Origin of the sequence: Streptomyces sp. BK340, assembly GCF_007827595.1 — a bacterium.
GTDB lineage: Bacteria > Actinomycetota > Actinomycetes > Streptomycetales > Streptomycetaceae > Streptomyces.
In genome coordinates this window covers 302,013-318,990 of record NZ_VISR01000001.1, presented here as the reverse complement: position 1 = coordinate 318,990, position 16,978 = coordinate 302,013, and the positions used below count along the sequence as shown (strand labels likewise).

The 16,978-nt window shown below is 71.5% G+C and carries 16 protein-coding genes; 6 read left to right on the top strand and 10 right to left on the bottom strand.

What is annotated here, in order from left to right:
- Window positions 1-58: 58 nt before the first annotated feature.
- From FB157_RS01515 to FB157_RS01505, 3 genes are all read right to left on the bottom strand, one after another.
- Entirely contained in the window at window positions 59-769 is a 711-nt protein-coding gene (locus FB157_RS01515) for a calcium-binding protein (RefSeq protein ID WP_145875122.1), read from the bottom strand.
- Complete coding sequence (gene wecB / locus FB157_RS01510; RefSeq protein ID WP_145875120.1) at window positions 766-1,929, bottom strand: non-hydrolyzing UDP-N-acetylglucosamine 2-epimerase; 1,164 nt, start codon at window positions 1,927-1,929, stop codon at window positions 766-768. The genes FB157_RS01515 and wecB overlap by 4 nt, the downstream gene beginning before the upstream one ends.
- A 163-nt stretch (window positions 1,930-2,092) precedes the next feature.
- A complete protein-coding gene (locus FB157_RS01505) occupies window positions 2,093-3,292 on the bottom strand; it encodes a glycosyltransferase (RefSeq protein WP_261386143.1) in 1,200 nt (399 codons plus the stop codon).
- 420 nt (window positions 3,293-3,712) lie between these two features.
- Here FB157_RS01505 and FB157_RS01500 point away from each other — a divergent pair, with 420 nt between their 5' ends.
- Together FB157_RS01500 and FB157_RS01495 are read left to right on the top strand one after the other, a co-directional pair.
- The gene (locus FB157_RS01500) at window positions 3,713-5,584 is read left to right on the top strand and encodes a polysaccharide deacetylase family protein (RefSeq protein ID WP_261386126.1); all 1,872 of its coding nucleotides are present in this window, start codon (window positions 3,713-3,715) and stop codon (window positions 5,582-5,584) included.
- Window positions 5,581-6,645, top strand: a complete 1,065-nt coding sequence (locus tag FB157_RS01495; RefSeq protein ID WP_145875114.1) for a glycoside hydrolase family 113 — start codon at window positions 5,581-5,583, stop codon at window positions 6,643-6,645. The genes FB157_RS01500 and FB157_RS01495 overlap by 4 nt, the downstream gene beginning before the upstream one ends.
- A 144-nt stretch (window positions 6,646-6,789) precedes the next feature.
- Here the strand turns inward: FB157_RS01495 and FB157_RS01490 are convergent, their stop codons facing one another.
- Window positions 6,790-7,668: a rhomboid family intramembrane serine protease gene (locus FB157_RS01490; protein WP_145875112.1), complete on the bottom strand. Its 879-nt coding sequence runs from the start codon at window positions 7,666-7,668 to the stop codon at window positions 6,790-6,792.
- A gap of 144 nt (window positions 7,669-7,812) precedes the next feature.
- On the opposite strand from FB157_RS01490, the gene FB157_RS01485 reads away from it, so the two are divergent.
- On the top strand, window positions 7,813-8,538 hold the full coding sequence (locus tag FB157_RS01485) for a VWA domain-containing protein (RefSeq protein WP_145875110.1): 726 nt from the start codon (window positions 7,813-7,815) through the stop codon (window positions 8,536-8,538).
- Window positions 8,539-8,566: 28 nt separating this feature from the next.
- Here the strand turns inward: FB157_RS01485 and FB157_RS01480 are convergent, their stop codons facing one another.
- Window positions 8,567-9,517, bottom strand: a complete 951-nt coding sequence (locus FB157_RS01480) for an acyl-CoA dehydrogenase family protein (RefSeq protein WP_145875108.1) — start codon at window positions 9,515-9,517, stop codon at window positions 8,567-8,569.
- Window positions 9,517-10,656, bottom strand: coding sequence for an acyl-CoA dehydrogenase family protein (locus FB157_RS01475; RefSeq protein WP_145875701.1), 1,140 nt, complete (start codon window positions 10,654-10,656; stop codon window positions 9,517-9,519). Before FB157_RS01475 ends, FB157_RS01480 begins: the two co-directional genes overlap by 1 nt.
- Window positions 10,657-10,709: 53 nt before the next feature.
- On the opposite strand from FB157_RS01475, the gene FB157_RS01470 reads away from it, so the two are divergent.
- The 3 genes from FB157_RS01470 to FB157_RS01460 are packed head-to-tail and all read left to right on the top strand — an operon-like array spanning window position 10,710 to window position 13,351.
- Window positions 10,710-11,495 carry an SDR family oxidoreductase gene (locus tag FB157_RS01470; RefSeq protein WP_145875107.1) on the top strand — a complete coding sequence of 262 codons (786 nt, stop codon included), beginning with the start codon at window positions 10,710-10,712 and terminating at the stop codon, window positions 11,493-11,495.
- A gap of 24 nt (window positions 11,496-11,519) precedes the next feature.
- The gene (locus FB157_RS01465) at window positions 11,520-12,155 is read left to right on the top strand and encodes a TetR/AcrR family transcriptional regulator (protein WP_145875105.1); all 636 of its coding nucleotides are present in this window, start codon (window positions 11,520-11,522) and stop codon (window positions 12,153-12,155) included.
- Window positions 12,156-12,193: 38 nt separating this feature from the next.
- Entirely contained in the window at window positions 12,194-13,351 is a 1,158-nt protein-coding gene (locus tag FB157_RS01460; protein WP_145875103.1) for an acetyl-CoA C-acetyltransferase, read from the top strand.
- 154 nt (window positions 13,352-13,505) lie between these two features.
- On the opposite strand, the gene FB157_RS01455 is transcribed toward FB157_RS01460, so the two are convergent.
- Genes FB157_RS01455 through FB157_RS01440 form a run of 4 tightly spaced genes read right to left on the bottom strand, consistent with a single transcriptional unit; the run spans window position 13,506 to window position 16,944 of the window.
- Window positions 13,506-14,564 carry a nitronate monooxygenase family protein gene (locus tag FB157_RS01455; protein ID WP_145875101.1) on the bottom strand — a complete coding sequence of 353 codons (1,059 nt, stop codon included), beginning with the start codon at window positions 14,562-14,564 and terminating at the stop codon, window positions 13,506-13,508.
- The gene (locus FB157_RS01450; protein ID WP_145875099.1) at window positions 14,564-15,352 is read right to left on the bottom strand and encodes a CoA-transferase subunit beta; all 789 of its coding nucleotides are present in this window, start codon (window positions 15,350-15,352) and stop codon (window positions 14,564-14,566) included. The genes FB157_RS01455 and FB157_RS01450 overlap by 1 nt, the downstream gene beginning before the upstream one ends.
- Complete coding sequence (locus tag FB157_RS01445) at window positions 15,349-16,200, bottom strand: CoA transferase subunit A (protein ID WP_145875097.1); 852 nt, start codon at window positions 16,198-16,200, stop codon at window positions 15,349-15,351. Before FB157_RS01445 ends, FB157_RS01450 begins: the two co-directional genes overlap by 4 nt.
- Entirely contained in the window at window positions 16,201-16,944 is a 744-nt protein-coding gene (locus tag FB157_RS01440; protein ID WP_145875095.1) for an enoyl-CoA hydratase family protein, read from the bottom strand.
- Window positions 16,945-16,978: the final 34 nt, after the last annotated feature.

The window sequence follows — 16,978 nt, the reverse complement described above, 5'->3', positions numbered from 1 at the left end:
CACTGGTGGCGCCTGCCCCACAGTCCCCGACCGGACGTGGGCGGGCGTCGCCGCCTTTTCAGCGGGAAGTCGCCCTCAGCCCCTGGAACTTCACGGTCGCGTCCTCGGTGTAGGCGCCCACCCTGCCCTCGGTGTACGGCCGTTCACGGTCGACGAAGGTCACCAGGTGCCTGCCGCCCACCTCGACGGTGAGACTCCCGCCGTTCTGCTCCACCCGGACCGTGTACCAGGCGCCCACCGGGTACACCGTCCGCCCGGTCGCCAGGAAGCGCTGGCCACCCGGATAGGCCGGATCACGCTTGCCCAGCTCCCAGCCGTTCGGCTTCAGGGTGATGTAGTAGAAGTGCTCCGGATCGGTGTACGCCCAGACCAGCCACGGCACTTCCCACGGGTTCGGTTCGGGATCGCGCAGCTGCCGCACCGTCCGCATCCGCGCCTCGTACCGCACGTCCGTGTACGAGGCGGTGCTCACCACGAGGCCCGCGTGTGTGGTGCCGGGATCCTCCGCGGCCCTGGGGGAGAGCGAGAGGGAGTCGTCGTCGCCCAGGTTGGTGCCGTGGCCGTTGAACACCGAGAGCCAGCGGCCGTGGATCGTGCCGTCGATCCACGGCTCGGGCGGCGGCGCGGCGTCGCCCCGGCACTGGGTCAGGGTGACCGCCAGGAGCGTGGTCAGTGTGATCGCCAGTGCCAGGGTGGTGAGCAGACGGCCCCTGCGCCCCTGCGGGATCGGCGGGATCCGGCGGCGGGGGCGCAGGAGCGATGACGTCATGCCGCAGAGTATGGCCCGGACGCGGTGAGGCCGACCGGAACTTCGGCCGCGAAGTCCTCGGCCAGTTGGGCGAGTACGCGCCCGGCGGCCCGTCCGTCCCCGAACGGGTTGCCCGCGGTCGCCATCCGCCGGTATTCCACCGGATCGTCCAGCAGCCGCTCGGCCCAGGTCACGATCGCGTCCGGGTCCGTGCCGATCAGCCGGGCCGCGCCGGCCTCGACCGCCTCCGGGCGCTCGGTGGTCGTACGCAGCACGAGCGCGGGCTTGCTCAGACTCGGAGCCTCCTCCTGGATGCCGCCGGAGTCGGTGAGCACCAGGTCGCACTCGGCCAGCGTGGCCGCGAAGTCCAGGTAGTCGAGCGGTTCGACGAGCGAGATGCCGGCGTGGCCGTCGAGTTCGGGCAGCAGTGCGTCCCGTACGGCCGGGCTCTTGTGCAGCGGCAGCACGATCTCCACGTCCCCGCGCCCGGCGAGCCGGGTGAGCGCACGGCCCATGCCGCGCATCCGCTCGCCCTGGTTCTCCCGGCGGTGCAGGGTCACCAGGACCCGCCGGGCGCCGGTGCGGAACGCGGAGGTGCCGGTGCCCTCGGCCAGCACCCACAGCAGGTTGTCGATGACGGTGTTGCCGGTGGTGAACACCTGCTCCGCCGGGACGCCCTCGTCGGTCAGATGCCGTGCCGCGCGCGAGGTCGGGGCGAAGTGCCAGCGGGCCATGCGTCCGATGAGGCTGCGGTTGAGCTCCTCAGGGAACGGGTTGTCGATGACTCCGGTGCGCAGCCCCGCCTCGACGTGGGCGACCGGGATCTTCTCGTAGAACGCGGCCATGGCGCCGGCCAGCGCGGTCGTGGTGTCCCCCTGCACCACGACCAGGTCCGGCCGCTGCTCCCGCATGGCCTCGCCGAGTTCGCCGACCAGGCGGGCGGTCAGCTCGGACAGCTGCTGCCGGCTGCGCATCACGTCGAGCGCGATCCGTACGTCTACGCAGAGCAGGCCGAGCATCTGGTGGAGCATCTCGCGGTGCTGGCCGGTGGTGACGACGATGGGCTCGAACTGCTCGCTGTCGGTCATGGCCCGCGCCACCGGCGCCAGCTTGATCGCTTCCGGCCGGGTGCCCAGCACGAGCATGGCGCGTACGGGCAGGGTTGACGGAGGTGTGGACATGGAAGGCCCCCCTAGGGCATGCGCGATCGTCGCAGGACCGCGCAGGAGTGTGAGCGGTGCGGAGATGAGAGACGCGACGAGAGAAGAGAAGAGATGAGAGTCGAGATGCGCGAAGAGATGTGAGCCGCGCGGCGGGCAGGCCGCGGGAGAGGGCCGGGCGCCCTCAGGTACGCGCGGTCTTCAGCCAGGTCTGCTTGCCGGTGAGCATCCGCCAGAACCCCCACCAGCCGGCGAAGAACCAGATGTAGCCGTAGAAGACGAAGACATGGGCCAAGAGCACACAGCGCACCAGCCCGAGCTGCCGCTCACGCTTGAAGTACACGTAGCCGTAGGTGTAGGCGGCCGTGAACGAGAGGACGTACGGCCCGAACAGCCACATGGGCGACACGAGCGCGTGGCCCACCTGGACGGAGGCCATGACGGTGGCACCGAGTGCGACCAGGAAGGAGATCGGCAGCAGCGAGGTGAGCAGGATCAGGACCGGGCTCGACAGGTGGTAGAGCATGTCCAGCGCCGGCCGGGTCGGCACGTCCCTGAGGATGAGCGGGACGAGACCGGCGGACTGCAGATGACCCTGGAACCAGCGGGATCGCTGCCGGACCAGGCGGCGCAGGCTGAGCACGGCCTGCTGGGACACCGCGGCGGTGGTGCAGTGCATGTTGGTCCAGCCCTTCGCGATCAGCCGCACCCCGAGGTCGAGGTCCTCGGTGAGGCTGTCGCTCCACGGGCCGTCCCCGTCCAGCGTGTTGAGGGCCGACAGCCGCATGAACTGGCCGTTGCCGCCCATGCCCACGCTGCCGATGAAGCGCCGGGCGCTCTGGAACACGTCGCCGTACACGACGAACTCCATGTCCTGCATGCGTGCGAGCAGCCCGAGGTGCCGGTTGTACATACGGACGCAGACCTGAACCGCGCCCGTACGCGGGTCGTCGAAGTACGGGTCGACGGACTGCACGACGTGCGGGTCGAGCCGCCCGTCCGCGTCGACCACACACAGCACGACGTCCGCCGGGTCGTGCCGGGCGAGCAGGCCGGACTCCCTGAGGTGCCGCACCCCGTCGTTGAGTGCGGCACCCTTGCCCCGGCGTGCGTTCGGCGGAGTGCGCCGGTGCAGCCGGACCAGGTTCGGATCGGCGGTCAGTGCGATTTCACTGGTGCGATCGTCGGAGCCGTCGTCTATGACCAGGGCCATGAAATTGCCGGCGGGTAACGAAGTGATGCGCGCAAGGCTTTCCGCGAGAACTTGCTCCTCGTTCAGGCATGCCAGCAGGAATACGTAAAAGCGTTCTCTGCGGTCTGTTCTGGTACGCCGAATTCTGCGTCGAGAGAGAAGGAAAAGACTGGTGTTGTAGCAGCCGGCCATCACGATCAGAGTGATGCTCGACCAGAGGAGCAACTCAATGATCACGGCTGCCCCCGGTATGGGCCGGCATCCGCTGTCCCTGACGTCGCAGATGTATCCGGGCCAGCAGTATCAGGCACGCCGTCAGGCAGTAGAACAGAAATCCGGCCCCGGCTACCGCTTGTAGCCCCTTGGCCAAAGGAAGTCCGGGTATTGCTTCCGGTGCGGCCATCGCTCCTGCCAAGGGCAGCAGTGCCCCCAGGGCGGGTCGTCCGTACATTGTCCCCCCACATTCGATGCGCATCCCCAATGCGCGAGGCGAACTTAGCAGACCTTCCGGGACCGAGAAGGACATTTGACAGTCATCGAGGCGGCCAGAAGAATCTGGTCTTCCTGACGCCAAATGCCTCGTCAATCATTTGGCAAAGTGGGGGGAAGATCGTGAGACGAGTGATCCCGCCCCGGAAGCGGGCACACAGCCGAATTTCCGTCGTACTACTACTCGTCGCCGCTCTGCTGAGCGGCACGTTCATGGCCACCGATGCCCAGGCCGCCGGGGGGCAGCACCGCAGGGGCGAGGCCGCCGGCACCAGGTCCGGACTCAACCGGGTCGACCTCAGGGGCTGGGCGAAGGCCCAGTTCGAGGCCGACCGGACGCGGCGCACCCGGCCGTACCCGAAGACCACCCCGACCACCCGCACGGCCGCGGCCGCCGTCCCGGTCCGCACCGCGACCGGGGCGACCACCGCGAAGCGGCAGAAGGCCCTGCTCGCCCCGGCCGACGCGGCCGCTGACGCCACTTCGAGCGCACTCGTCCTCTACGACACGGCGGGCCCCTACGGGCAGCTGGGCGAGCTGTACGCGATGGCCACGGCCAACCTCGCCGGCCACTTCGGCACGGTGACGGCCAAGCCGGTCCAGCAGTACACCGCCGGAATGATCGACTCGTACTCGGCCGTGATCTACATCGGTTCGACGTACTACGGCGGCACCGTCCCGGACGCCGTCCCGGCCGCGTTCTACGCCGACGCGTCGGCGAGCACCAGGCCGGTGATCTGGATGGGCGCCAACATCTGGAACATGGCGGGGGCGGTGGGCGTAGCCCAGTTCACGCAGAAGTACGGCTGGGACCCGACGACGTCGTACTACGAAGACGGCGGTTCGATCGGCGACGTCACGCAGGTGACGTACCGAGGCCAGACGCTGACCCGCACCGTTCCGGCCGGGCAGGACGGCGGCGTGCTGCGCCCCAACGTCCTGACGGGGCCCGGGTATGCGGCCGTCACCCGGCTCGCGGAGGGCCTGGACAGCTCGAACGGGCACACCTTCGGCTGGGCGGTCCGCTCCTCCAACCTCACCTACATCGGTGAGATCCCGTTCGCCTACGTCTCCGAGACCGACCGCGTCATCGCCTTCGAGGACCTGCTCTTCGACGCCCTCGCCCCGGCCACCGCCGAGCGGCACCGGGCTATGGTGCGCCTGGAGGACATCAGCCCCGACTCGGATCCCGCCGAACTGCGGTCGACGGCCGACTACCTGTACTCGCAGAACATCCCGTACGGCATCAACGTGATCCCCGTCTACACGGACCCCAACGGCACCTACAACGACGGCGTCCCGCAGACGATCACGCTCGCCCAGCGCCCCCAGGTGGTCAGCGCGCTGAAGTACATGCTGGCCAGGGGCGCGGTCCTGATGGACCACGGCTACACCCACCAGTACGGCAACGTCGCCAACCCCTACAACGGCGTCACAGGCGACGACTTCGAGTTCTACCGGGCGCACGTCGACTCCGCGAACAACGTCGTCTACGACGGCCCGGTCGCCGAGGACTCCAGCCTCTGGGCGCAGACCCGGGTCACCAGCGCGCTCGCCCAGTTCGCGCTGGTGGGCCTGCCCAAGCCGACGCTGTGGACCACCCCGCACTACGCGGGCTCCGCGGCCGACTACAAGGTCTTCGGCTCCAACTTCACCGCACGCCTGGAGCGTTCGCTCTACTTCGCCGGGACGCTGAGCGGGGCCCAGTCCGACCCGAACCGGTTCATCGGCCAGTTCTTCCCGTACGTCGTCAAGGACGTCTACGGCACCAAGGTGCTGCCCGAGAACATCGGCAACTACGAGCCGGAGGCGTACAACAACCACCCGGCGCGCCTGCCCGCCGACCTCATCGCCTCGGCGAAGGCCAACCTGGCGGTGCGCGACGGGGTGGCGAGCTTCTTCTACCACCCGTACTACCCGGTGCAGCCGTTGAAGGACACGATCGACGGCATCAGGGCACTCGGCTACACCTTCGTCAGCCCGGCGGCGCTGTGACGGCGCCCGCCCCCAGGAGGAGGACCGTCGCCGTCACGGCGGCGGTCCTCCTCGCCGCCGGCGGCTGCGTGTCCACGGGCCCGGGCCACGGGTCCGGCAACGGCAGCACGCACGCCTCCCGCCCGGAGACCGGGACCACCACCATGCGCGGCATCACCCTGCCCTCGTGGTACCGCACCGACTACGACAGCCCGGCCGCACCCCGCTATCTGCGCGGCATCAAGGCCACCGGGGCCCGCTGGGTCACCTTCACCCCGACCTGGTACCAGAAGCGGGTCACCGACTCCGGCCCGCACACCACCGAGGAGACCGCGAGCGACGCGAGCCTGCGCAGGATCGTCGGGCGCGCCCACGCGGCCGGCCTCAACGTGATGATCAAACCGCACGTGGACCTGCCCGGCGACCAGGACCGCGCCGAGATCCGCCCCCGCGACCGGTCCGCCTGGTTCGCCGCCTACCGCCGCTTCATCACCCACTACGCGGACATCGCCGCGGACACCGGAGCCGAACAGCTCGCGGTCGGCACCGAACTCGCCGGGGTCTCCGGCGACACCGCCGCCTGGACGAAGGTGATCAAGGCGGTCCGCGCCCACTACGACGGCCCGCTGACCTACGCCGCCAACTACGACGAGTACCAGCACATCCACTTCTGGAAGGACCTCGACCTCATCGGCATCGACGCCTACTGGCCGCTCGCCGAGAAGCCCACCACCGATCCCGCCCTGCTGAACCGCGCCTGGGCCCCGATCCGGCAGAAGCTCGCCGCCTACTCGGCGGGCCGGCACCGCCGGATCCTGTTCACCGAGGCCGGCTACGTCAGCCAGCGCGGCTCCACCACCGCCCCGTACTCCTGGACCGTCAGCACACACCCGGCCGACGCCGAACAGGCCGCCGCCTACCGGGCACTCCTCGACTCCTTCGAGGGCCGCCCGTGGTGGGCCGGTGTCTGCTGGTGGATGTGGGACGACTGGCCGGACAGCGGAGAGACCCCGGCACGCCTGGCGTACACCCCGCACGGCAAACCCGCGGAGGAGGTGCTGCGCCGGAAGTGGGCCGGCTGACGTCCGTGACGCGCCGCCCGTCGGCCTCCCGGGAAGCCGTGGTGGGCCTGCCCTCCGGGGAGCCGGACCGGTCGGGGCCGGTGGCGTACACCGTCGCCGCGACGACCACCGGCACGGCCGCGAGCAGCAGGATTCCCGCCTGCCTCATGCGGTCGCGCCTCCCGTGAGATCCGAGACCTTGAGCCAGGCGAGGACCAGCAGCAGCACCAGCAGGGCCGCGCACACGCCTGCCTGGATCAGGACGCGGCGGTTGCCCCGGGGCGCGTACGCGTACGCCAGCGTCACCGCCCCGCCCGCCAGCAGGCCCCCGAGGTGACCCTGCCAGGAGGTCACCCACGCGGAGATCACCAGCCACAGCAGCAGACCGCCCATGTACTGGTTGACCGCGCGCATGTCGTAGCCGAGACGACGGCCCATGACGTAGTACGCGGCGCCCAGCCCGAACACGGCCCCGGAGGCGCCGACCGTGGGGGTCTCGGGGGCGATCAGCAGCACCAGGACCGAGCCGCCGAGCGCCGACAGCAGGTACAGGGCGAGATAGCGGACCCGGCCCAGCTGGGCCTCCACCACCCGGCCGACGTTCCACAGCGCCAGCATGTTCATCAGGATGTGCGCGATGCCGAACGTGCCCTCGGCGGGCGTCAGGTGCAGGAACGCTCCGGTCAGCAGCCGGTACCACTCGCCGTGGGCGACGCCCTCCGGGTAGTAACCCGCCGGCACGGTGCCCAGCATGTCGAAGCGGTCCTCGACCGAGGGCCGCGCCAACTCGGCCAGATAGGCCAGCACGTTGAGCCCGATCAGCACGTACGTCACCAGCGGCACCGCGCTGATCCGGCCGCCGAACGCCGTGCGCGCCTGCCGGACCGAACGTGCCCCCTCCTTCACGCACTCCACGCACTGATGGCCGACCGAGGCCTCCCGCATGCAGGACGGGCAGATGTGGCGGTCGCAGCGCGTGCAGCGGACGTGGGACTCCACCTTGGGGTGACGAAAACAGGTGGTGACGGCGGACTCGGCGGTCACGGCCGGCTCCTCTGAGGGAAAGTTCGGGACAGGATGAGCCGGTGGGGACGGCGGCGAACAAAATAGCGAACCGATGTGACGGGAGCGACAGCCGGGGCCTGTGATCCCTTAGGCTCGGCTTCCTGCACAGCCGAGGGGGGAACCATGGCCGCGATCAGCCTGCGCAAGGTGGAGGAGGCCGCGCCCGCGCTCGTCGGGCCGTACCGCTCGGCCGGCGTCTGCCTGCGCAAACACGGCCTGGTCGGGCTGCGGGCCGCCGTGTACCTGGTGGTCGACTACTCGGGTTCGATGAAGCCGTACTACAAGGACGGCAGCGTGCAGGCGCTCGCCGACCGGGTGCTGGGCCTGTCCGCACACCTGGACGACGACGGCCGGGTGCCCGTGGTGTTCTTCTCCACGGACGTCGACGCGGTCACCGACATCGCCCTGGACGGCCACGAGGGCCGCATCGAACGGATCGCGGCCGGGCTCGGGCACATGGGCAAGACCAGCTACCACCTGGCGATGGACGCCGTCATCGACCACTACATGGACAGCGGCGCCACCGACCCCGCGCTGGTCGTCTTCCAGACCGACGGCGGCCCGATCAACAAGCTCGCCGCGGAGCGCTACCTGTGCAAGGCGGCGAAGCTGCCGCTGTTCTGGCAGTTCGTCGGCTTCGGCGACCCGGGCAGCCGGCAGTTCGAGTTCCTGCGCAAACTGGACGAGCTGGCGGTCCCCGGCAAGCGGCCCGTGGACAACGCCGGCTTCTTCCACGCGGGCCGGGATCCCCGGAAGGTCTCCGACGCCGAGCTGTACGACCGTCTCGTCGCCGAGTTCCCCCAGTGGCTCGCGGCCGCACGCGCCGCGGGGATCGCGCGGCCCGCCTGAGCCCTGCGCCGGCGCCGGCCCCGACCGCCTAGCCGGCGTCCTCGAGCACCGCGTCCCTGCACTGCTCCGGGGTGCCCCACGCGGTGCGCAGGGCGCGGGCCTTGGTCAGCCACAGGGACAGGTCGTACTCCGCCGTGTACCCGATCGCGCCGTGCAGCTGGAGTGCCGTGCGGGCGGTGGCGTAGGCCGCCTCGCAGGCCTTCAGCTTGGCGGCCGCCACGTCCGCGGGGTGCAGGGACAGCGCCGCCGCGAAGAGCAGCGGCCGGGCGAACTCCAGGGCTGTCTTCGCGTCGGCGAGGCGGTGCTTGACGGCCTGGAACGAGCCGATGGGGACACCGAACTGCGTGCGCTGCCGGACGTGGGCGACCGTCCGGTCGAGCAGGGCGAGTCCCACGCCGAGGGCCTGGGCGGCGGTGGCCAGGCGCGCCCAGGTGAGGGCACCGGTGTCCGGCGGGCCGGGGGACAGGAGTTCACCGCCGGGGGCCAGCGGGGTCAGCCGGCGGGCCGGGTCGAGGGAGGGGCGGACCGGGCCGGGACCTGGCGACAGGTGCAGTCCTTCCGGGGCCGGGACGAGGTGGAGGGCGGCGGCGTCGCCATCGAGGGCGTACCCGGTGGGTGCCGCCACGGTGGCGATGGTCTCGCCCGCGGCGAGTCCGGGCAGGAACCGCTCGGCCGGCCCGTCCGCGTCGAGCAGTACCGCCGCCGCGACCGTCTCCACCAGTGGCCCGGGCGCCGCGTGCCTGCCCAACTCCACGAAAGCGACGGCCAGTTCCACCGGGTGCGGCCCCAGCCCGCCGTACTCCTCGGGCACGGCGAGAGCGAACACCCCCGCCTTGGCGATACGACGCCACAGTTCGCGGCCGCCCGCATGGTCGCCGCGGCTCCAGTCCCGGACCACCGCCGGGGTGTCCGCCGCCGTCAGCATCGCGTGCAGCGAGTCGGCGAAGGCGCGCTGCTCGGTGTCGAGGAGGAAGCGCATCAGCGGCGTCCCTTCGGCAGGCCGAGCAAGCGCTCGGCGACGATGTCGCGCTGGATCTCGTTGGCCCCCGCGTAGATGGGCCCGGCCAGCGCGAAGACGTACCCCTGCGCCCAGTCCGTGTCCGCCGACTCGCCCTCCTCGCCGAGGAGATCGAGCGCCGTCTCGTGCAGCGCCAGGTCGTACTCGGACCAGAACACCTTGTTCATGCTGGACTCCGGGCCGAGCGCGGCGCCCTCCAGGAACCGGGCGGCGGCCGCGTAGGTGAACAGCTGGTAGGCGCGGGCGCCGATCAGGGCGTCCGCCACCCCCGCGCGTGCCTGCTGCGGGCGGCCCCGCGCCCTCCACAGCTCCAGCAGCCGGCCGGCGGAGGCGAGGAAGCGGCCGGGGGAGCGCAGGGTGAGACCGCGTTCGTTGCCCGCCGTGGACATCGCGATCCGCCAGCCCTGGCCGGGTTCGCCGATCACGTCCTCGTCCGGCACGAACACCTCGTCCAGGAACAGCTCCGCGAAGGCCGGCTTCCCGTCCAGGCGGCCGATCGGGCGGACGGTGACACCGGGGGCCCGCAGGTCGAACATCAGATACGTCAGCCCCTGGTGCGGCCTCGGGGCCTCGGGGTCGCTGCGGAACAGGCCGAAGGCGCGGTCGGCGAAGGCCGCGCGGGAGGACCAGGTCTTCTGGCCGCTCAGCAGCCAGCCGCCGTCCGTCCGCAGCGCCCTGGACGTGAGCGAGGCCAGGTCGGAGCCCGCCTCCGGCTCGGACCAGGCCTGCGCCCAGACCACCTCGGCGGAGGCCATCGGCGGCAGCACGCGCGCGCGTTGCTCCTGTGTGCCGTGGTCGAACAGGGTCGGCGCGAGCAGGCTGATGCCGTTCTGGCCGACCCGGCTCGGAGCGCCCGCCGCCCAGTACTCCTCCTCGAAGACCAGCCAGCGCATCAGTCCCGCGCCCCGCCCCCCGTACTGCTCGGGCCAGGACACCACCGACCAGCGGTCCGCGGCCAGTTCGGCCTCCCAGGCGCGGTGCGCCGCGAAGCCCTCCGCGGTCTCCAGGGAGGGGAGCGTGGTGCGGGGCACGTGTGCCGCCAGCCAGGCGCGGGCCTCGGCGCGGAACTCCTCGTCGGCCGGAGCGTGGGTCAGGTCCACGGTCGCCGTCACCGTCCTTCCCTAACAAGTGTTTGGTAGGTTAGCGTGGCTCCATGACAGGCGTCGAGAGTCCGGCGTACGAGCCCGGGCACGGGCTGCTGAAGGGGCGCACCGCCGTCGTCACGGCGGCGGCCGGCGCGGGGATCGGCGGGGCCACCGCGCGCCGCTTCCTGGAGGAGGGCGCCCGGGTGCTGATCAGCGACGCGCACACGCGCCGCCTGAAGGAGCACGAGGCCCGGCTCGGCCGGGAGTTCCCCGGCGCGGTGGCCGCGGTGCCCTGCGACGTCACCGACGAGACCCAGGTGGGCGCACTCTTCGAGGCGGCCGTACGGGAGCACGGAAAGCTCGACATCGTGGTCAACAACGCGGGCCTTGGCGGCACCTCGGACCTCGTCGACATGACCGACGAGCAGTGGTCCCGCGTTCTCGACGTCACACTGAACGGCACCTTCCGCTGCACCCGGGCTGCCCTGCGGGCGATGCGGGACACCGGCGGTGGGGTGATCGTCAACAACGCCTCCGTCGTCGGCTGGCGCGCCCAGGCGGGCCAGGCGCACTACGCCGCCGCCAAGGCCGGCGTGATGGCGCTGACCCGGTGCGCGGCGGTCGAGGCGGCCGCCTACGGAGTGCGGGTCAACGCGGTGGCACCCAGCCTCGCCATGCATCCGCACCTGGTGAAGGTCACCTCCGCCGAACTGCTGCGGGAACTGACCGCACGGGAGGCCTTCGGGCGGTACGCCGAGCCCTGGGAGGTGGCCAACGTGATCGTGTTCCTCGCCTCCGGCTACTCCTCGTACCTGACCGGCGAGGTCGTCGCCGTCAGCAGCCAGCACCCCTGACGACGGGCAGACCACAATGGGTTCGTGCCGACCAAGAAGAAGCCCCAGGTGACCGCCCCGAAGAAGCCCACGGCCGCCGCCGCCCAGGCGCGCCGCCACGAACTCCTCGGCACCGCCGCCGAGGTCTTCGCCGAGCAGGGCTACAACGCCACCACCGTCCGCACCATCGCCGACCACGCGGGGATGCTCGCGGGCAGCCTCTACTACCACTTCGACTCCAAGGAGTCGATGCTCGAGGAGATCCTGCGGACCTTCCTGGACGAGCTGTGGGACGGCTACGACACCGTCCTGGCCTCCGGGCTCGGGCCCCGCGAGACCCTGGAAGCCCTGGTCATCGAGTCCTTCCGGGAGATCGACCGGCACCGCGCCGCCGTCGCGATCTACCAGAAGGAGAGCAAGCAGCTCGTCGCGCAGGACCGCTTCGCCTTCCTCGCCGACTCGCAGCGCCGGTTCGAGAAGGCATGGCTGTCCACGCTGGAACGCGGAGTCGCCGAGCACGTCTTCCGCGCCGACCTGGACGTCCGGCTCACCTACCGGTTCGTCCGGGACACCGTGTGGGTCGCCGCGTCCTGGTACCGGCCCGGCGGACAGCACAGTCCGGAGGAGATCGCCCGTCAGTACCTGTCGATGGTGCTGGACGGGATCGCCGTACGCGAATGACATCACGCTCAACACCCCTTTCCTGTGAGGGAGTCGCCATGGCCGAGGCCTACATAGTCGAAGCGGTCCGCACGCCCGTCGGGCGGCGCGGGGGAGGGCTCGGCGGGGTCCACCCGGCCGACCTGGGCGCCCATGTGCTGAAGGCGCTGGTGGAACGGGCCGGGATCGACCCGGCCGCCGTGGAGGACGTCGTCTTCGGCTGCCTGGACGCGGTCGGGCCGCAGGCCGGGGACATCGCCCGCACCTGCTGGCTGGCCGCAGGGCTGCCCGAGGAGGTGCCCGGCGTGACCGTCGACCGGCAGTGCGGCTCCTCCCAGCAGGCCGTGCACTTCGCCGCGCAGGCCGTGCTCTCCGGCACCCAGGACCTGGTGGTCGCGGGCGGGGTGCAGAACATGTCCCAGATCCCCATCGCCTTCGCCTCCCGGCAGGCCGCCGCCCCCCTCGGCCTGACCGACGGCCCCTTCCTCGGCAGCACCGGCTGGCGAGCCCGCTACGGCGACCGGCCCGTCAACCAGTTCACCGGCGCCGAGATGATCGCCGCCAAGTGGGGCATCAGCCGTACGGACCAGGAGGAGTTCGCCCTGCGTTCGCACCGGCGGGCGGTCTGGGCCATCGACACCGGCCGCTTCGAGCGTGAGACCGTCCCCTGTGGCGAGGTCACCGTCGACGAGGGCCCGCGCCGGGACACCTCCCCGGAGAAGATGGCCGCGCTCAAGCCCGTCCTCGACGGCGGCACCATCACCGCGGCCTGCTCCTCCCAGGTCTCCGACGGAGCCGCGGCCATGCTGCTCGCCTCCGAGCGAGCCGTACGGGAACACGGACTGCGCCCGCGGGCCCGCGTCCACCACCTCTCCGTGCGCGGCGAGGACCCCATCCGCATGCTCTCCGCGCCCATCCCGGCCACCGCCCACGCCCTGAAGAAGACCGGCCTGACCATCGACGCCATCGACCTCGTGGAGATCAACGAGGCCTTCGCCCCCGTCGTGCTCGCCTGGCTGAAGGAGACCGGCGCCGACCCGGAGAAGGTCAACGTCAACGGAGGCGCCATCGCCCTCGGCCACCCGCTCGGCGCCACCGGCGTCCGGCTGATGACGACCCTGCTGCACGAACTGGAGCGCACCGGCGGCCGGTTCGGCCTCCAGACCATGTGTGAGGGTGGCGGCCAGGCGAACGTGACGATCATCGAACGCGTGTGACCGGAGCGACGACAAGGGCGGCCACCCGCTTCGGCGGACGGAGTCCGGCGCAGGCTCCCGAAGCCTGGGAGGCCCCCCTGGGGCCGAGCGGTGCGAGGGGGCCGTTTGGGGATGGTGCCCATGTGTGAGGGTGGCGGCCGGGCGAACGTGACGGTCATCGAACGTCTCTGAGTCTCTCCAGTCCCGCCAGCACCTCCTCCGCCTCCTTCACGATCCGCCCCACCAGTTCCGCGCACGACGGCAGGTCGTCGATCACCCCGGCGACCTGCCCGGACGCCATCACCCCGAGGTCCGTACGGCCGTCCACCATCGCCGACTTCAGCAGCATCGGCGTGTTCGCGGCCAGCAGCACCTGACTCCAGGACAGCTCCTTGCCGTGTCTGAGGGCCAGGCCGTCCCGGACCAGCTGCCGCCAGGTGAGCCCCGACAGCCGCCGGAAGCCCGAGGCCCGCCGCGCCGCGTGGGCGAGGGCCCGGATACGGCTGGACCGCTCCAGAGTGTCGACCAGGTCCGTGCGCAGCATCCGGTGCGGCAGCCCGTCCACCGCGCGGGTGACCGTCACGTCCCGGACCGTCGCCGCCAGATACCTGGCCTTCACCGCGTCCGGCACCGTCGAGTCCGAGGTGAGCAGGAACCGCGTGCCCATCGCCACCCCGGCCGCCCCGTAGGACAGCGCGGCGACCAGGCCCCGCCCGTCGAAGAAGCCGCCCGCTGCCACGACCGGTATCCGCACGGCGTCCACCACCTGCGGCAGCAGCACGGTCGTCGCCACCTCGCCGGTGTGCCCGCCGCCCTCGCCGCCCTGCACGATCACCGCGTCCGCACCCCACGCGGCCACCTTCTCGGCGTGCCGCCGCGCCCCGACGGACGGGACGACCACCACACCCGCCTCCTTGAGCCGGGTGATCAGCTCGGGGGAGGGAGCCAGGGCGAAGGAGGCCACCCGGACGTGCTCGTCCAGCATGATCTGCACCCGGTCGGCCGCATCGGCCGCGTCCGCCCGCAGGTTCACCCCGAACGGCGCCCGGGTCCGCGACCGGACCTCCCGTATCGCCTTGCGGAGCTGGTCCACGGTCATCGTCGCGGAGGCCAGGATGCCCAGCGCCCCCGCGTTCGCCGCCGCCGAGACCAGCCGGGGGCCGGCCACCCAGCCCATCCCGGTCTGCACGATCGGATACCGGACCCCTGCCAGCCGGGTCAGCGCGGTCTCCATCACCCCCTCGCCCCCTCGGGCACCTCACGCGCGCGGGCCCCCGCCGGATCCAGCACCTCGCGGATCAGCCGCAGCTCCTCATCGCCGGGGTCCCGGGTGTACGGCACCTCGTCGGGCACGGCGAGCGCGAAGCCCGTCGCCTCCCGCACCTGCTCCACGCTCACCCCCGGATGCAGCGAGGCCAGCCGCATGGAGCGGTCGGGGGTGGCGAAGTCGAAGACGCCGAGGTCGGAGACGACCCGGGGGACGCGATGGAAGCGGGCCGTGCTCCCCAGCTCCGCCGCCCGGTCGTACCCCACCCCGCACACCATGTCCGCCCGCTCCACGAACACCCGCCTGGAGTGTCTCGGGATCCAGTAACTCGTCGGATTGTTCAGCGTGTTCAGTGGCGCTCCGCGCACCCCGAGCAGCTGCCGCCGGGGCCGTTCCCAGTCGCCGATGCAGGAGATGTTCTGGTTGCCGTACCGGTCGATCTGGCTCGCGCCCATCATCACGTGCCGGCGACCGCCCGCCACCAGCGTCAGGTGCTGCCGGTAGGGCAGCCAGCCCTCGGGCGTGCCGTCCGGGCGGACCAGCAGCGCCTCCCCGTCGGTGAGCAGCAGGTCCGGCGCGAAGGTGAGCCGGGCCAGCCGCGCGCCCAGTGACGGGACCAGGCCCATCGGACTGGCCAGGATCTCCCCGCCGTCCCGCCAGGCCTCGGCGCAGGCGATCACGCAGTACTCGGCGCGGGTGGGCGGGAGAAGAGGTGTGCGGGTGGGCTGGAGATGAGGTGTGCGGGTGACCTTCATGCTTCCCGCTCCTTGCGCCACTCCCGTACCGCCGACCGGTACGCCTCCTCGTCCCCGGACAGGTACCGCTCGGCGAACTCCGGCCAGGGCGTGGACGCGTACTCCCGCTGGTACTCCTCGTCCCGGCCGTAGTCCGGCGCGCAGGAGGTGAAGTGCGCGCCGTTCGGCGCCTCGACCACACCCGTCACGGCGAGCCGTTTGAGGAGCAGAGACTGCGGGGCCGCCTCCTTCGTCAACTCGGCCGTGTCGACGATCCGTTCGCAGGAGACGTAGGCCTCGTCCGCCGCCTCGCAGAACAGGTCGTCGAAGTAGGGGTCCGGGCCCAGGTACTGCCCGTTGCCCAGCCGGTCGGCGCGGTTGACGTGCACCAGGGCCGCGTCCATCCGCAGGGCGGGCATGGCCACGAACGTCTCCCCGTCCTCGTACGGCGAAGTGACCGTCCTCAGGTCCGGGGCGACCCGCATGACGTCCGAGCCGAGACCCGCCCGCACCGGCAGGAAGGGCAGTCGCTGGGCGGCCGCGTGCAGCCCCCACATGAACATCCCCTCGTCGACCTCCGTCAGCGCGAGGTCCCCGCGCTCCCGGGCCGCCCGGTAGTGCGGTTCGAGCGGGATGGAGTCGAGCGTGACGAAGGCGGTGACCAGCTTGCGGATCCGGCCGGCCGCGGCCAGCATGCCGATGTCCGGGCCGCCGTACGAGATGACCGTGAGATCCCCGATCCCGGCTCTCAGCAGGGCCCTGACCAGTGCCATCGGCTTGCGCCGTGAACCCCAGCCGCCGATGCCCAGGGTCATCCCGCTGGACAGCCGGGAGACCACCTCGTCGGCGGTCATCGTCTTGTCGCCCACCTACGCACCCTCCTTCCCGAACGTGTCGCGGACCCGGTCGGCCAGTCCGCTGAGGTTGGCCTCGAACGTGAAGCCCTGTTCGAAGCGGTAACTGCGGCGCACGTCGACGGGATCGATCCCGTTGATGGCGGCCTTGGCCATGCGCAGCAGCCGTCCGTCCTTGGCGGCGATCTCGCGGGCCAGCTCCAGCGCGGCCGCCCGCAGCTGCGCCCGGGGCACCACCCGCCACACCGACCCGTGCGCGTGCAGCTCGGCGGCGCTCGCCGTGCGCGAGGTGTAGTAGAGCGCGCGCATCAGATGCTGCGGGACCAGCCGGGCCAGATGCGTTGCGGCACCCAGCGCGCCCCGGTCCAGCTCCGGCAGCCCGAAGGAGGCGTCGTCGCTCGCCACGATCGCGTCCGCGTTCCCCACCAGGCCTATCCCGCCGCCCAGACAGAACCCGTGCACCGCCGCTATCACGGGTGTCTCGCACTCGTACACGGCGGCGAAGGCCTCCGCACAGCCCCGGTTGGCGCCGATCAGCGCCTCCTGGCCCGCCGCCTGTATCTCCTTGATGTTCACGCCCGCGTTGAAACCGCGTCCCTCGGCGGTCAGTACCACGCACCGCACCTCGGGGTCACGGCCCGCCGCGCGCACGGCCTCGGCCAGTTCGAACCAGCCGCGGACCGGCAGTGCGTTCACCGGCGGGAAGTCGACGGTGAGTACGGAAATCCCCTTTTCCGGGACCGACATGGAGACACCCATGGACGCATCAGCTACCTTCGCACTCAACGCCTTT

Bases quoted from the DNA above. Each gene is read 5' to 3' on its own strand.
- FB157_RS01440 (WP_145875095.1), bottom strand. From the start codon at position 16,944: ATGGGTGTCTCCATGTCGGTCCCGGAAAAGGGGATTTCCGTACTCACC.
- FB157_RS01505 (WP_261386143.1), bottom strand. From the start codon at position 3,292: ATGGCCGGCTGCTACAACACCAGTCTTTTCCTTCTCTCTCGACGCAGA.
- FB157_RS01480 (WP_145875108.1), bottom strand. From the start codon at position 9,517: ATGCGCTTCCTCCTCGACACCGAGCAGCGCGCCTTCGCCGACTCGCTG.
- FB157_RS01455 (WP_145875101.1), bottom strand. From the start codon at position 14,564: ATGGAGACCGCGCTGACCCGGCTGGCAGGGGTCCGGTATCCGATCGTG.
- wecB (WP_145875120.1), bottom strand. From the start codon at position 1,929: ATGTCCACACCTCCGTCAACCCTGCCCGTACGCGCCATGCTCGTGCTG.
- FB157_RS01460 (WP_145875103.1), top strand. From the start codon at position 12,194: ATGGCCGAGGCCTACATAGTCGAAGCGGTCCGCACGCCCGTCGGGCGG.
- FB157_RS01450 (WP_145875099.1), bottom strand. From the start codon at position 15,352: ATGAAGGTCACCCGCACACCTCATCTCCAGCCCACCCGCACACCTCTT.
- FB157_RS01485 (WP_145875110.1), top strand. From the start codon at position 7,813: ATGGCCGCGATCAGCCTGCGCAAGGTGGAGGAGGCCGCGCCCGCGCTC.
- FB157_RS01515 (WP_145875122.1), bottom strand. From the start codon at position 769: ATGACGTCATCGCTCCTGCGCCCCCGCCGCCGGATCCCGCCGATCCCG.
- FB157_RS01470 (WP_145875107.1), top strand. From the start codon at position 10,710: ATGACAGGCGTCGAGAGTCCGGCGTACGAGCCCGGGCACGGGCTGCTG.